At 28.1% G+C, this 15,217-nt stretch carries 15 protein-coding genes; 14 read left to right on the forward strand and 1 reads right to left on the reverse strand.

Features of this window, described 5'->3' with window-relative positions; translation table 11 throughout:
- Positions 1 to 103: 103 nt before the first annotated feature.
- The 7 genes from ATCC9714_RS04290 to ATCC9714_RS04320 all read left to right on the forward strand — a co-directional run bounded on the left by ATCC9714_RS04290 (position 104) and on the right by ATCC9714_RS04320 (position 5,684).
- Positions 104 to 406 (forward strand): DUF898 family protein, encoded by a 303-nt coding sequence (locus tag ATCC9714_RS04290; RefSeq protein WP_021123326.1) that lies wholly within the window; start codon positions 104 to 106, stop codon positions 404 to 406.
- A gap of 146 nt (positions 407 to 552) precedes the next feature.
- Complete coding sequence (locus tag ATCC9714_RS04295; RefSeq protein ID WP_057544533.1) at positions 553 to 1,641, forward strand: efflux RND transporter periplasmic adaptor subunit; 1,089 nt, start codon at positions 553 to 555, stop codon at positions 1,639 to 1,641.
- Positions 1,642 to 2,322, forward strand: a complete 681-nt coding sequence (locus ATCC9714_RS04300) for an ABC transporter ATP-binding protein (protein ID WP_057544535.1) — start codon at positions 1,642 to 1,644, stop codon at positions 2,320 to 2,322.
- A gap of 2 nt (positions 2,323 to 2,324) precedes the next feature.
- Positions 2,325 to 3,560 carry an ABC transporter permease gene (locus ATCC9714_RS04305; protein WP_057544537.1) on the forward strand — a complete coding sequence of 412 codons (1,236 nt, stop codon included), beginning with the start codon at positions 2,325 to 2,327 and terminating at the stop codon, positions 3,558 to 3,560.
- 190 nt (positions 3,561 to 3,750) lie between these two features.
- The gene (locus ATCC9714_RS04310; protein ID WP_021128690.1) at positions 3,751 to 3,936 is read left to right on the forward strand and encodes a hypothetical protein; all 186 of its coding nucleotides are present in this window, start codon (positions 3,751 to 3,753) and stop codon (positions 3,934 to 3,936) included.
- Positions 3,937 to 3,971: 35 nt separating this feature from the next.
- Positions 3,972 to 4,664, forward strand: coding sequence for an iron-sulfur cluster assembly scaffold protein (locus tag ATCC9714_RS04315; protein ID WP_021123334.1), 693 nt, complete (start codon positions 3,972 to 3,974; stop codon positions 4,662 to 4,664).
- 21 nt (positions 4,665 to 4,685) lie between these two features.
- The gene (locus ATCC9714_RS04320; RefSeq protein WP_057544539.1) at positions 4,686 to 5,684 is read left to right on the forward strand and encodes a GGGtGRT protein; all 999 of its coding nucleotides are present in this window, start codon (positions 4,686 to 4,688) and stop codon (positions 5,682 to 5,684) included.
- A gap of 70 nt (positions 5,685 to 5,754) precedes the next feature.
- Here the strand turns inward: ATCC9714_RS04320 and rbr are convergent, their stop codons facing one another.
- Positions 5,755 to 6,348 (reverse strand): rubrerythrin, encoded by a 594-nt coding sequence (rbr, locus tag ATCC9714_RS04325; RefSeq protein ID WP_054631293.1) that lies wholly within the window; start codon positions 6,346 to 6,348, stop codon positions 5,755 to 5,757.
- 140 nt (positions 6,349 to 6,488) lie between these two features.
- Between rbr and ATCC9714_RS04330 the strand changes: the two genes are divergently transcribed.
- From ATCC9714_RS04330 to kdpB, 7 genes are all read left to right on the forward strand, one after another.
- On the forward strand, positions 6,489 to 6,905 hold the full coding sequence (locus ATCC9714_RS04330; protein WP_021123338.1) for a hypothetical protein: 417 nt from the start codon (positions 6,489 to 6,491) through the stop codon (positions 6,903 to 6,905).
- 450 nt (positions 6,906 to 7,355) lie between these two features.
- The gene (locus ATCC9714_RS04335; RefSeq protein WP_054631292.1) at positions 7,356 to 8,564 is read left to right on the forward strand and encodes a nitrogenase component 1; all 1,209 of its coding nucleotides are present in this window, start codon (positions 7,356 to 7,358) and stop codon (positions 8,562 to 8,564) included.
- Positions 8,565 to 8,703: 139 nt separating this feature from the next.
- Positions 8,704 to 9,246, forward strand: a complete 543-nt coding sequence (locus tag ATCC9714_RS04340; protein WP_057544541.1) for a hypothetical protein — start codon at positions 8,704 to 8,706, stop codon at positions 9,244 to 9,246.
- A 188-nt stretch (positions 9,247 to 9,434) separates the two neighbouring features.
- Entirely contained in the window at positions 9,435 to 10,259 is an 825-nt protein-coding gene (locus ATCC9714_RS04345; RefSeq protein ID WP_057544543.1) for an N-acetylmuramoyl-L-alanine amidase, read from the forward strand.
- Positions 10,260 to 10,418: 159 nt separating this feature from the next.
- Positions 10,419 to 11,123, forward strand: coding sequence for a YhfC family intramembrane metalloprotease (locus ATCC9714_RS04350; protein WP_057544545.1), 705 nt, complete (start codon positions 10,419 to 10,421; stop codon positions 11,121 to 11,123).
- A 263-nt stretch (positions 11,124 to 11,386) separates the two neighbouring features.
- Positions 11,387 to 13,129 (forward strand): potassium-transporting ATPase subunit KdpA, encoded by a 1,743-nt coding sequence (gene kdpA / locus ATCC9714_RS04355; RefSeq protein ID WP_057544547.1) that lies wholly within the window; start codon positions 11,387 to 11,389, stop codon positions 13,127 to 13,129.
- A gap of 23 nt (positions 13,130 to 13,152) precedes the next feature.
- Entirely contained in the window at positions 13,153 to 15,213 is a 2,061-nt protein-coding gene (kdpB, locus tag ATCC9714_RS04360; RefSeq protein ID WP_057544548.1) for a potassium-transporting ATPase subunit KdpB, read from the forward strand.
- Positions 15,214 to 15,217 lie beyond the last annotated feature (4 nt).

Below are 15,217 nucleotides of genomic sequence, written 5' to 3' on the forward strand. Positions count from 1 at the left end.
TAATAATTAAGGTTTATTTAAGAAAAATTTAAAGTTTAATTTATAGACTATAATTTGATATACCCTTATAATTAATGAATAATCAATAATAGGAGGAGACAAAATGACATCAAGATTTGAAGGAAATTTATTAGGATTAATAGGAGTTAACATATTAGCAGCAATAATAAGTTTTGTGACATTGGGAATAGCTACTCCATGGGCTATGTGTATAAAGTACAGATGGGAAATAGATAATACTGTTGTAGATGGAAAAAGATTAAAGTTTGTAGGAAGCGGGACGGATTTATTTTTCCAATATATAAAATGGTGGATACTTACTATAATAACTTTAGGAATATATGGATTTTGGTTATATATAAATGTAATAAAATGGAAAGTTGAAAATACAATATTTGAAAACTAATGAGGGTTAATATATCCTCATTTTTTATTTTCCTTTAAAGTTAAAATGTTGTAACTAATTTTGAATCTTATTTTATGACAACGTATGCAAAATTATTATATAATTAACTTATAAAAGACAAAATAAGGTAATTTGGGGGGATTTTTTTGAAAAAAAGTATTAAATTAAGTAAAAAACAAACTATTATTGGGGGAATAGTTGTTATATCTATATTTGCAGGGGGGTTTACTATAGTAAAAAAAGTTCAAGGTAATAAACAATCCGAAGCGGTAATGCAAGCGACTCCAGAAATATATACTGTTCCAGGAAAAGAAAAAATATTTGTAAATGGGAAAATCGTACCAGCAAAAAAAGAAGATTTTTCTGTAGATGGGGAAAAAGGGATATTAGATACTATAAAAGTAGAAGATGGACAAAATGTAGAACAAGGTCAGCAATTATTTATTTGTAAAAATGAAACTGTAATATCCGAAATTGAAGATTTAAAAGAACAAATAAAAGTAAAAGAAAATGAAAAAAATAATTTAAATAATTTAGAAGAAGAACAAAAAAAGTCTATAGATTTAGAAATTGGGCAAATGAATAATAAGATAAAGAGCCTTGAATCAAAGGCTTATCAAACAGTCTATGCACCGTTTAGTGGAAAAATTTATATAAATGAAAAAACTCAAAATGGAGAACAATCTCCTTCGTTAATGACATTAGAGACTAATGAATTTTATATAAAAGGACAAGCAAGTGAGCAAGACTTATCTAAGATTAATATAGATCAAGAAGTTGATATATTAGTATACTCAACAAAGGAAAAGTTTAAAGGAAAAGTTACATCTATAGGAGAAAGACCATCGACTGATCAAAATGAAGGTAATATGTCTGGAAATCAAAATATGTCTTACTATGATATAAAAGTTAGCTTTTTAGAAAATCAAGATTTATCAAAAGTTAAAAATGGATTTCATGTTCAAAGTACAATAGAAGCTTCAAATAATAAAATAAAAGTTCCATATACTGCTTTAATTCAAGAAGATGAAAAGAAGTTTGTATACAAAGTTATCGATGGAATAGTGTATAAACAAGAAGTAAAAGCAGAAGAAGTTACAGATGAATTTGCCACTATAGTTGAAGGTGTAGGAGAAAACGATGAAGTAATAAGATATTCAGATGATAAAGGTATAAAAGAGGGTCAAAATATTTATGAAGGTCAAGGTGTAGCATCTGAAGGAGAGGTAAAGTAATTGAGTAAAGTAATAGAACTTAAGAACCTTCAAAAAAGATACAAGGTTGGCAAAGAAAAACTACACGTTTTGAAATCTATAAATTTAACTATAAACCAAGGCGAATTTGTAATGATAATGGGTAAATCAGGTAGTGGAAAAACTACATTATTAAATATATTGGGTTTTTTGGATAAGTTTGATGATGGAAGCTATTTTTTTGAATATAATAATGTTACAAATTTAAATGAAAATAAGCGCTCTGAATTTAGAAATACAAATATAGGTTTTGTATTTCAACAATTTAATTTAGTAGAAACTTTAAATGTTTTCCAAAATGTAGAACTTCCTATGATATATAATAGTAAATTTTCAAAAAAAGAAAGAAAAGAAAGAGTAGAAAGGAGTCTAAAAGTAGTAGGACTTTTAGATAAAGTAAATCAAAAACCGCTTCAATTATCAGGGGGACAACAACAACGTGTAGCAATTGCAAGAGCTTTGGTAAATGATCCTCAAATAATATTTGCAGATGAACCAACAGGAGCACTAGACAGTGAAACTGGAATTGAGATAATGAATTTACTTAAAAGTTTAAATGACAGTGGTAAAACTGTAATAATGGTTACTCATGATCCAGATCTAACAAACTATGCAACAAAGCTTATAAATTTAAAAGATGGTGCCATAGTAGAGGGGGTTTAGCTGTGAATTTGATAAAAAATGCTCTAGCAAATTTAAAAGCTCATAAATTACGTGTATTTGTAACCATGATATGGATAATTATAGGTATAACTTCCGTAATAGTTGTAACTTCAATTGGAGCTGGCCTTGAAGAAAAGATGAAAGAATCAACTGATAAAGTAAGTAAGAAAAAAACCACTATAAGGTTTGAGCCTACAAATTATAGTATGGTTGATTATTCTGTATTTTTAAGACCTTTTACAATGCAAGATATAGAATCTATATCTTTTATAGAAGGAGTACAAAGAGTAAAACCTACAACTGAAGGAAGTGAACTTAGTACAACTTATGGATATGAAGGTTTTGTTGATAAAAAATCAACTTCCATAGAACTTAATTCATATAAAAAAAGTAAAAAAGTAAAAATTTCTCATGGTAGAGATTTTGGTTACGATGATGTCGAACGAAAAGTAGTATTAATTACAATGCAAAATGCTATGGATTTATTTGAAAATCCAGAAGAGGCAATAGGAAATGCAATAAATATAGATGGTGATTTATATGAAATTGTAGGTATTTTAGAAGAGGAAGTCCAAGAATCACAAAATCAAATTGAAGCTATGTACAGTGGTGGAAATATGGAATATCAAACAGCTTTAATGCCTAAAAAAGTGTTTGAAAAATTAGTCAATAAGTATAACTATGGAAACAGTGAAATAAATAGTATTGATATAGTTGCATCTCCTGGACATGATGTATATGAAGTTGCAAACAATGTGGCTATGAAACTTCAAGAATTACATTCGGATTTAGATGGAAATTATGTAACAGAAAATATGGACAATGCTCATATGGAATTAGAGTATATGACATCAAGTATTGATAAATTTGTAAAAATAATAACTTTAGTTTCTTTATTTGTAGGTGGAATAGGGGTAATGAATATAATGTATATGTCTGTAGTTGAAAGACAAAAAGAAATAGGTATAAGAAGAGCTATAGGTGCAAAACCAAGAAATATAATGTTTCAGTTTTTAGTTGAATCTACGTTTATAACAATTATAGGCGGAATATTAGGAATGATTATAGGTATTGTAGCTGTAAATTATGTATCTAATATGTTGCCATTTAAAGCAATACTATCTGTTAAAGGATTTGTATATGCATCATTAACATCTATTTTAACAGGAATTATATTTGGACTTATACCAGCATTTAAGGCATCTAGATTAGATCCAATTAAAGCTATACAAAAGTAATTTTACTGAAAAATATAATTAAAATTAATTTAAAATTTGAAAAATACAAAAAAATAGGAATATTATATCTTAAAGAACTGACATTGATTTAATTTTAACATAGGAATATAATAATGACATAAAGAAATTTCCTATATTTTACTTTTAATATTTTTAGTGTTGGAAATCATAAGTAAGAGGTGATTTTACTATGAAGGAAAACAATATCAAGAAAAATATTAAAGAAGAGAACTTAACAGAGAAAAAGAAAAGAATAAGTTCTGTTGTAAATTCTATATTAAGTGAAAGTACAAGTAAATCTGATCCAGATGGACATTATACTGGATGTCCAAAAGGAAAAGCTATAAAACCGATACAAGATGTAGATGACTTATAGGAAAGTAAAAATTACACCGAGGAAGGAGATTTCTTATGATTTATACAACAGAAATCACAAATATGTGTAAAATTAATAAAGGGCCTAATCATGGACCAGCGCCAATACCAGAAGAAGGTAAATGGGTAAAAGCTACACAAATAACAGATATATCAGGATTAACTCATGGTGTAGGTTGGTGTGCACCTCAACAAGGAGCATGTAAGTTAACATTAAATGTTAAAGATGGAATAATACAAGAAGCTCTAGTTGAAACAATAGGATGTTCAGGAATGACTCACTCAGCTGCAATGGCATCTGAAATTCTTCCAGGAAAAACTATACTTGAAGCATTAAATACTGATTTAGTATGTGATGCAATAAATACTGCTATGAGAGAGTTATTTTTACAAATAGTATATGGTAGAAGTCAAACTGCATTTTCTGAAGGTGGTTTACCAGTAGGAGCAGGACTTGAAGATTTAGGAAAAGGTCTTAGAAGTCAAGTAGGAACTATGTATGGAAGTCTTGAAAAAGGACCTAGATACTTAGAGATGGCTGAAGGATACATAACTAAAGTTGCTTTAGATGAAGATAGTGAAATAATAGGATATGAATATGTTCACCTTGGAAAAATGATGGAAATGGTGGCTAAGGGTGTAGAAGCTAATGAGGCACTAGAAAAAGCTAAATCTACATATGGAAGATTTAATGAAGGTGTTAAAGTTATAGACCCAAGACATGAATAATAAAAAGGAAGGTGAACTTAAATGGCTTTATTTGAAAGTTATGAAAGAAGAATAAATCAAATAACTCCTGTACTTGAAAAATACGGATTTAATTCTATAGAAGAGTGTAGAGAACTTTGTAACTCAAAGGGATTTGACCCTTATCAAATAGTTAAAGATACCCAAAATATAGCATTTGAAAATGCTTGTTGGGCATACACATTAGGAGCTGCAATAGCTATAAAAAAAGAGTGCAAAAAAGCAGCAGATGCTGCTGAAGCTATAGGTGAAGGTTTACAAGCATTTTGTATTCCAGGTTCTGTTGCTGATGATAGAAAAGTAGGTCTTGGTCATGGTAATTTAGGTGGAATGCTTTTAAGAGATGAAACTAAGTGTTTTGCTTTTTTAGCAGGACACGAATCTTTTGCAGCAGCAGAAGGTGCTATAAAAATAGCTGAAAAGGCAAATAAGGTTAGAAAAGAAGATTTAAGAGTTATATTAAATGGTCTTGGAAAAGATGCTGCTTATATAATATCTAGAATCAACGGATTTACATATGTTCAAACAGAGTTTGATTACTATACTGGAGAACTAAAAATAGTAAGAGAAAAAGCCTTTTCTAAAGGAGAAAGAAGTAAAGTTAGATGCTATGGATGTGATGATGTTAGAGAAGGTGTTGCAATAATGCATAATGAGGGAGTTGATGTTTCTATAACTGGTAACTCAACTAATCCAACAAGATTCCAACATCCAGTAGCTGGAACATATAAAAAAGAGTGTTATCAAGAAGGGAAAAAATATTTCTCAGTAGCTTCAGGTGGAGGTACAGGAAGAACTCTTCATCCTGATAATATGGCAGCTGGACCAGCTTCTTATGGTATGACTGATACTATGGGAAGAATGCATTCAGATGCACAATTTGCAGGGTCTTCTTCTGTGCCAGCACATGTTGAAATGATGGGGCTTATAGGAATGGGTAACAATCCTATGGTTGGAGCTACAGTTGCAATAGCTGTTGCTGTTGAAGAAAGCTTTAAGTAGAAATTTATTTTAAATATAATTAATAAAAGGCTATAATTGATTTACTTCAATTATAGCCTTTTTTATTTTATTAATTTTCAAATGGAGATTCAGAGTATAGTAGGAAATATCCTTGTGGATATTGACATACTGGACAGGCTTTTGGAGCATCCTTTGATGTATGCACATGTCCGCAGTTTAGGCATATCCATTTTTCTTCATTATTACTTTTAAATAAAGTATTTGACTCTAATCTATCTGCAAACTTACCAAATCTATCTCCATGAACTTTTTCTATTTCTGCTATTTTTTCAAAACTTGTAGCTACGTTTATAAACCCTTCTTCCCTAGCTATTTGTCCAAATTCTTTATAAACTTTATCCCATTCTTCATATTCATTGTGTTGTGCTGATTTTAAAGTTGTGACTAAATCAGTATATACCTCTACTGGATATCCTCCATCTACAGTTATAGATTCTCCAGATAGATCTTTTAAGTGGTTATAAAATATCCAAGCATGAGCTTTTTCCTGATTAGCTGTATAATTAAATACTTGGCGTATTGCTTCAAAGTTTTGTTTTTTTGCAAGTGATTCTCCAAATGTATATCTATTTCTAGCTTGGCTCTCTCCTGCAAAAGCTCTCATTAAATTTAATGCAGTTTTACTATCTTTTAATAAATTCATAATTTGCCTCCATTATGTATATTTTCTTTAATAGTATTTACCAAATTTAAAATGATATGTAATAGAAATTATCTATAGTGAATTTATATTGTTTATAAATATTAATTGAGTTGATATAATAAAACAAAGGGGGTATTATTTTGGAACTTACTTCAAGGGAATATAAATTAGAGGAAGAAAAACTAAAAGTAATAAATGAGTATAGGCTATATTTAAATTCTAATTTAAATTGGGAATACAGACATCCAAAAAATAAATATCAGCCTGTTGAATATTTTTCACAAAAATTTGCATCAAAGCATACTGCACTTGCTATGGTTTTTCAAATACATAAACTTTGTTTTGCAAAAATAAAATACTTTGAAAACCACTTAGATGATTTTATACCATATTCGTATTCTTTTAAAGATGGATTTAAAAAATGTGAAATGTATAAAGTTCAATTTTTATACCATAAGTATAGTAAGTATATGATAGGAATAACAGATCTTCAGCAAATAAAAGATATTGAAGAGTTTGAAAAGTTTTGTAGACATTTAGAAAGCTTTAAAAATTGAGTGAATTTAATAAAATCATCGTTGATGAGGAAAGTTTTAATTTAATATAGATTAATTTTATTAAGAAGAGCATAGCTCTTCTTTTTTTATATTGTAAGAATAAATATAAATTAGAAAAAAATAAAAAAATATGGTAGAACTATTATATTTATGGGTATAAATTAAAATAAACACTTGAATATAAAAAGCTTATATATGGCAATATTCGATCATGGCTTTTGAAATTGTAGGCTTTTTAAATGATTTAGTAATTATATTTTGTGTTATTCAAGAGAACAACATTTTAAAAAGTAAACCATTTAAATAAACTTTACTCCGATAAGGACATAACCCATATGTAAGCGTTTTAGCTAGATTACTCACTAAAAAATCATATGAGTTTTTAAATGCTATTACATCAAATTCAACTAAATTGTTTAGACTAAAACAATAATATGGGAGGTACAATACATGGTAGCGTATAAGTATTTACCAGTAGCCGATGAAAAAATAGGAATGATATGGACATTATCATCAATAAAAGATGCTTGTATTATAGAGTTTGGGACTATTGGAACAACTCATAATTCAGTAGAAGGAATAAGAAATTTAAATATAACAAGGCAATCAAATGTATATTCTATAAATCTAGATGAAAAAGATACTATTTATAACCATTGTTACAAATTAGAAAAATTTATACTAGATGTAGATAAAAAGATAAAACCTAAATACATATTTGTTGTAGAAGCTTGTGTGCCAGCTATTATAGGATTAAAAGTATTAGAGATAGATTCAAATTTAAAGGGAAAAGTTAATTCAAAAGTTTTATTTATAAATGAAAACAATTTAAACTATGATTACAATAATGGGATTGAATTAGGATTAGAGTTATTTGCTAAAGATATAGTAAAGCCAAAAGAAAAGGATGAAAATAAATATAATATAATTGGGTTTAGTATTGATAAATATAATTATCGACAAGATATAAATGAACTTAAGAGGATAATGAAGGATTTATTTAATAAAGAACTTAATGTTGTATTTACTATAAATTCAAATATTCATGAGATAGAAAATGCAGCTAGTGCATCTTTAAATATAGTCTTGAGAAAAGAAGCTTTAAAAGCAGCTGAATATATGAAAGAAAAATTTGGAATACCATATGTATATAAAAATTTATATGGGCTAAAAAATACTATTAAATTCATAGAAACTGTAAAAAAGATAGATGGATATGAATTAGATGAAGAAAAATACAATAAAGAAATTTGTTTTGTAAAAAAGAGTATATTTAAAATAAAGAAAAGGTTTTATTTTTATGAAGAAAGTAAGGATTGTGCAATATTTGGAGACTTTGATACTGTTTCGGGAATTAGTGAGATGATGAAAGAACTAGGCTTTAATGTTGATAGAAAAGAAGTAATATATAAGGTTAAATGTAGTGATAGGGATATTATAACAAGTACTGCAGAATTAGATCGAATGAAGTATTTAAGTGATAAAGAACTATTAATGTTACTTGGTGATGAATCAGTTATTGCAATGTATCATAATTCAAAAGCAGATTTACCAATCAGTAATTTAAATGAAGAAAAGTGCAGCATATGTGGACAAAATCCTTATATGGGATTTAAAGGTTGTGTTTGTATAATCAATCAAATATTAAATATAAAATAAGAGTTTATAACTCTTATTTTTTTATAAAAAATTATATAATATGTACAAAATGAAGAAATATTGTCAACAAATAATATATGTAATCATAGTTTATATTACAGAAATTTAAATTTCTGAATATATGTAAGGAGTTTTTAATATGAGCTGCAAAAACAATGTATGGAAAGGTTATAAATGTATAGAAAACCAAAAGTGGGATAATGTATGTTATTATAAATGTAAGGATAATGGTTGTGGGTCTAAAAAATGTAAAGCAGAAATAAAAGATGCAAAAGACCTTATTGATGATGCAAAGGATACTAACAATATGTTAGGAAAAGATTTAAAAGAGGCATTGGAAAACCAAAATGCTGCAAAAGAAGGAATAAAAGGGTTAGAGGATAATCTTTTAAATTTAGCTTGTGATTTATCTGATATTAAAAAAGCTTTAAGTAATGCAGTTAAAAATGTAGATAATATGATAAAAGACTTAAATCAAATTTTACCAGATCAACAAAATGCTATTGAGGATATAAAAGATGCTAAAGACAAACAAAAGGAAGTTAAAGGAATATTAGATAAACTAAATAAAGCATTAGATGATGTTGTTGATTGCTTGAGTGAAAGAGGATCAAATCCAATATTAATACCTTGGGATGAAGATTGTGATAAGCATCCATGTAAAAATGATTGTGATTGTTAAATAAGATAATTAAAAACTTTAAAAATTAGTGTGCACTTATAAAAGTGCACACTTTTTATATTTTATAAATTATTTTTTTAAAATTAGTTAAAAATAATTTATAAAATAATAGAGTTGAAAAAAAAAGAAAAATCTGTATAATTAAATTTGTAATAAAAATTACATAAAGGTTAAAAAGGAGGAATATTTTGAAGATTAAGACAATAAGAAGAAGTATAGCAGCAATGATAATCTCTTCAACCTTTATTTCAGGAATGACAGTAGCCCATGCTGATGGATATAAGGTTTTTATAGACGCAGGACATGGAGGAAGAGATAATGGATCATCATATGGAGATAGAATAGAGGATAAAATAAACCTTCAAATAGCAAATAAATTAGAAGCTAAGCTTAAGAAAAGTGGAATAGATGTAGAAGTAAGTAGATGTAATGATAGTTATGTATCTTTATCTGAAAGAACTAAAAAATCTAATTTATCGGATGCAGATATGTTTATATCCATACATCAAAATGCAGCAAATGATATAACTGCAAATGGTGTAGAAACTTACTACTATAATGATGTTAATAAAAATCTTGCAAAAGATATACAAAAGAATTTACTAACAAGTACTAAAGGACAAGATAGAGGGGTTAGAAAAGGAAATTTACAAGTTTTAAGAGATAATGAAAAACCAGCAGTTTTAGTAGAATGTGGATTTATTTCTGGAAATCAAGATGGAAAAAAGCTAAACACAAGTGAATATCAAGATAAAATTGCCGATGGTATTGTAGCTGGGGTTAAAGAAAATTTAGGACTAAAAACATTTGGCATAGGTGTTAAATCAAATAAAAATATAGCAATTGCATTAGAGGACAATGTAAAGGTTAGAAGTGGACGTGGATACACTTTTAATCAAATCGGAAATCTATCAAAAGGTCAAAAAGTAGAACTTATAGATACTAAGTTTGACTGGCATAAGATAAAATTTGATGGCAAATATGGATATGTATCTAGTGTTTACGTAAAATAAATAATAGATGTCTTAAATTGATTTTTAATCATTTTAAGACATTTTTTTATTTATATGTTTTACATGTATTATTTAAGGCTTTTAGTAGTAAAATATTTATTGCTATTGTAAATACTAAAGGTTATAATTGAAAAAAATACCAATATAGAGGTGAATCAAATGAGTGTGCTAACAAAGTTAGCTTTAATAATAAGCGCATGTATATGCTTTCTTATACCATTAGGAAGTTTAGTGTATTTTGTAATTAAAGACAAAAAATTATTAAAAAGTTTTTTCATAGGAATGGCTATATTCTTTATATCTCAGATAGCTATTAGAATACCAATAATAAATTATGTTTTACCAAATCATGACTGGTACTTAAGCATGTCTTTAAATCCTTGGATTTATTCTATTTTCTTAGCATTAACAGCAGCACTAGTTGAAGAAGTAGGCAGATATATAGCATTTAAGTATTTATTAAAAAATAATAGAACTTATAATGATGGGATAGCTTGTGGACTTGGACATGGAGGAATAGAGTCTATATTAATGACAGGAATTTCATGTATAACAGTTTTAGTTGGAAGTTTTATTGGAAATGACATGTTTATGTCAATTACTCCATTAGAGGCTTTTTCAGCAGGATTTGAGAGATTATTTGTCATGGTTATACAGGTTGGACTGTCTATGATAGTATTATATGGAATTAGACAAAAAAGCATTAAGTATTTATTTTTAGCTATATTTGTACATACAGTTATAAATGCTCCTGTTATAACTTTATTTAGATATGGTGTTATTGCAGTTGAATCATATATATTTATATGGGCTATAATACTTGGATTAACTACTTTATATTTTAAAAGACTATATAAACAATAAAATAATAAATTATAGGAAAATAATCCTATAATTTATTATTTTACAAAATAGGTAAAAAGGTCATATAAGGATACAGTTTTTAATAAAACTTTATTCTTATATGACCTTTTTTGTTAAATAGAATTTATATATAAATAAACTAAAAAAATTATTTATTTAAATATGAATCTTAATACAATCTTAATACATATTAATTCATCTTAACGCTCAATTAATGTGAAAAAAAATAAAATGATTATATAAAATATTTAGGAGGAATAAATATGAGTAGTATTTTGATTCAAGTTATAGTATTTATTTTGCTAGTTTTATTATTAGCAAAACCCTTAGGAATTTATATTTCTAAAGTATTTAAAAATGAAAAAGTATTTTTAAGCAAAATTATAATACCAGTGGAGAAATTCATTTATAAAGTTTTAAAAGTGAATGAAAAAGAAGAAATGAATGGTAAGGAATATACAATAAGTTTAATTTCTTTTAGTATCTTAAGTTTACTATTTGTTTTATTTTTACAGATGGTACAGTATTTACTTCCGTTAAATCCAGAAAAATTGGCCAATGTAAGATGGGATTTAGCTTTTAACACAGCAATAAGTTTTGTAACTAATACTAACTGGCAGTCATATAGCGGAGAAACTACATTGAGTTATTTATCTCAAATGATAGGGTTAACAGTTCAAAATTTTGTATCAGCAGCTGTTGGTATAAGTGTACTTATGGTTTTAATAAGAGGATTTAAAAGAAGTAAAATTTCTAAGTTAGGAAACTTTTGGGTGGATTTAACTAAATCTACTTTATATATACTTTTACCGTTATCCTTTGTATTAGCAATATTTTTAACTACACAGGGAGTAGTACAAAACCTAAAACCATATCAAGAAGTTAGTTTAGTTCAAGAAATGACTTTAGATAATGGAGAGGTTATTGATAAGCAAATAATTCCTGGTGGACCGGCTGCAAGCCAGATAGCTATAAAACAACTAGGTACAAATGGAGGAGGATTCTTTGGAACAAATTCAGCTCATCCATTAGAAAATCCAACATATTTATCTAATTTAGCACAAGTAGTGTCTATAATTTTAATACCTGCAGCATTATGTTTCACTTTTGGAGATATGATGAATGATAAAAAACAAGGAAAAGTTATTTTATATGCAATGTTAATTATATTTATATTGGCTATGAGCGCTACGATATATTTTGAATATAAATCTACACCAGAACTTGTAAATAATGTAAGTATAAACAGTGATATTTCATTAGGACAATCTGGTGGTAATATGGAAGGCAAAGAAACTAGATTTGGTGTGACAAACTCATCAATATGGGGCGTAGCAACAACTTCAGCATCTAATGGGTCAGTAAACTCAATGCATGATTCCTTTACACCAATTGGCGGAATGACTATGATGATACTTATGCAACTTGGAGAAGTTATATTTGGTGGAGTTGGATGTGGACTTTATGGAATGTTAGCATTTGTAATACTTACAGTGTTTATATCAGGGCTTATGGTTGGTAGAACACCTGAGTATTTAGGAAAGAAAATAGAACCATATGAAATGAAAATGGCATCTATATTAATTATAACTACACCAGTTTTAGTTTTAGTTGGAACTTCTATAATTTGTTTACTACCAAGTGTTAATGAGATTTTAAATAACAGTGGAGCACATGGATTTTCAGAAATATTATATGCATTAAGTTCTACAGGAAATAACAATGGTAGTGCCTTTGCAGGATTTAGTGCAAACAATGTGTTTGTAAATGTCCTAACAGGTATAGTTATGCTACTAGCTCGTTTTATACCTATAGTTTTAATTATAAAAATAGCTCAATCTTTAGCTAGTAAAAAAATAGTTCCAGCAAGTTCTGGTACTTTAGCTACCAATAACATGTTATTTGTATTTTTATTAGTAGGAGTTGTGCTTATGATAGGTGCATTAAGTTTTCTACCTTCATTAGCGCTTGGACCAATAGCAGAACATTTAAGTATGATATTTTAAATATTTAATGAGGAGATATTAATATGAGTGATTTAAATAAAAATTTTATTGATAAAGATACTTTAAAACAAGCTTTTAAAGACTCTTTTAAGAAATTAGATTTTAAAGTTCAGCTTAAAAACCCAGTAATGTTTATAGTTTATATAGGTTCAATAATTACTAGTATTATAACTTTATTGGCTTTTTTAAATGTTACAAAAGACGACCCTATATTTACTTTATTAATAAGTATATTTTTATGGGCTACTGTACTATTTGCAAATTTTGCAGAAGCTATAGCCGAAGGTCGTGGTAAAGCTCAAGCTAGTAGTTTAAGAGCTGCAAAAAAAGATGTATTAGCTAAAAAACTTAAAACTTGTGATATAAATAGTGATTTTGAAATGATTTCATCTAATCTATTAAAAAAAGGAGATATAGTTTTAGTTGAAGCAAACAATCAAATACCCGCAGATGGAGATGTTATAGAGGGAGTAGCTTCGGTAGATGAAAGTGCTATAACAGGAGAAAGTGCACCTGTTATAAGAGAGTCTGGTGGAGATAGATGTGCTGTAACAGGAGGAACGACAGTAGTCTCAGATTATCTTATAATACAGGTTACATCAAGTCCTGGAGAAAGCTTTTTAGATAAAATGATAGCTATGGTAGAGGGAGCTCAAAGAAAGAAAACTCCAAATGAAATAGCTCTACAAACTTTATTAATTGCATTGACATCTATATTTTTAATAGTAACTATAACTTTATATCCATTTAGTGAATTTGCAGTAAAGCAAAATGGAATAGGAAGTCCAGTTTCAATAACTTCTTTAGTAGCTTTACTAGTTTGTTTAGCACCTACAACAATAGGAGCATTACTTTCTTCAATTGGTATCGCAGGAATGAGTAGATTAAATAATAAAAATGTACTTGCAACTTCAGGTAGGGCTATCGAAGCAGCTGGAGATGTTGACGTGTTACTTTTAGATAAAACAGGAACTATAACCTATGGAAATAGACAAGCAAGTGAATTTATACCACTTAAAAATGTTCATATTGAAAATTTTGTGGAATATGCTGCACTAAGTTCTGTTTTAGATGAAACACCAGAAGGTAGAAGTATAGTTATTCTTGCTAAGCAAAGTTACTCTATAAATGGTAAGTATTTATCAACTAAAGATGCTCAATTTGTTCCTTTTTCAGCAAAGACAAGAATGAGTGGAGCTGATATTAAAGGAGAAAAAATAAGAAAAGGTGCAGCTAGTGCAATTAAAACCTTTGTAGAAGAACTTGGAGGAGTTTACCCAAAAGAATGTGATGAAATAGTTGAAGAAATATCTAAAAAAGGTGGAACGCCTTTAGTAGTTTGTAAAAATGAAAAGGTATTAGGAGTTATATATTTAAAAGATATATTAAAAAAAGGTGTCTATGAAAAATTTAATGATTTAAGAAAAATGGGAATAAAAACTATAATGATAACAGGAGATAATCCTTTAACAGCAGCAGCCATTGCAGCTGAAGCAGGGGTAGATGACTTCTTAGCCGAAGCAACTCCTAAAGCAAAACTGGATTTAATACATGAATACCAAAGAAAAGGTCACTTAGTAGCAATGACAGGTGATGGTAGTAACGATGCTCCAGCACTTGCTCAAGCTGATGTAGCAGTAGCTATGAACACAGGAACACAAGCGGCAAAAGAAGCTGGTAATATGGTAGATTTAGATTCGAGCCCAACTAAATTAATTGAAATTGTAAAGATAGGGAAACAACTACTTATGACTAGAGGAGCACTTACAACTTTTAGTATAGCCAATGATATAGCTAAGTATTTTGCAATAATACCACCGCTATTTATAGCTATATATCCACAATTAAATAAGCTAAATATAATGAATCTATCTAGTCCTGAAAGTGCAATAATGAGTGCAGTTATATATAATGCATTTGTAATAATAGCACTAGTACCACTTGCACTTAAAGGAGTTAAATACAAAGAACTTCCTGCAAGTAAATTATTATCAAGAAATCTTATGATATATGGTGTGGGAGGAATTGTTACACCATTTATATTTATAAAGTTAATAGATATGTTAATAGGTAAGTTTATATAGAATA

This window comes from Paraclostridium sordellii (assembly GCF_000953675.1).
GTDB lineage: Bacteria > Bacillota > Clostridia > Peptostreptococcales > Peptostreptococcaceae > Paraclostridium > Paraclostridium sordellii.

Excerpts from the sequence above, each read along its gene's own strand:
- ATCC9714_RS04290 (WP_021123326.1), top strand. The coding sequence starts at position 104 with ATGACATCAAGATTTGAAGGAAATTTATTAGGATTAATAGGAGTTAAC.
- ATCC9714_RS04310 (WP_021128690.1), top strand. The coding sequence starts at position 3,751 with ATGAAGGAAAACAATATCAAGAAAAATATTAAAGAAGAGAACTTAACA.
- ATCC9714_RS04315 (WP_021123334.1), top strand. The coding sequence starts at position 3,972 with ATGATTTATACAACAGAAATCACAAATATGTGTAAAATTAATAAAGGG.
- ATCC9714_RS04320 (WP_057544539.1), top strand. The coding sequence starts at position 4,686 with ATGGCTTTATTTGAAAGTTATGAAAGAAGAATAAATCAAATAACTCCT.
- rbr (WP_054631293.1), bottom strand. The coding sequence starts at position 6,348 with ATGAATTTATTAAAAGATAGTAAAACTGCATTAAATTTAATGAGAGCT.
- ATCC9714_RS04335 (WP_054631292.1), top strand. The coding sequence starts at position 7,356 with ATGGTAGCGTATAAGTATTTACCAGTAGCCGATGAAAAAATAGGAATG.
- ATCC9714_RS04340 (WP_057544541.1), top strand. The coding sequence starts at position 8,704 with ATGAGCTGCAAAAACAATGTATGGAAAGGTTATAAATGTATAGAAAAC.
- ATCC9714_RS04350 (WP_057544545.1), top strand. The coding sequence starts at position 10,419 with ATGAGTGTGCTAACAAAGTTAGCTTTAATAATAAGCGCATGTATATGC.
- kdpA (WP_057544547.1), top strand. The coding sequence starts at position 11,387 with ATGAGTAGTATTTTGATTCAAGTTATAGTATTTATTTTGCTAGTTTTA.
- kdpB (WP_057544548.1), top strand. The coding sequence starts at position 13,153 with ATGAGTGATTTAAATAAAAATTTTATTGATAAAGATACTTTAAAACAA.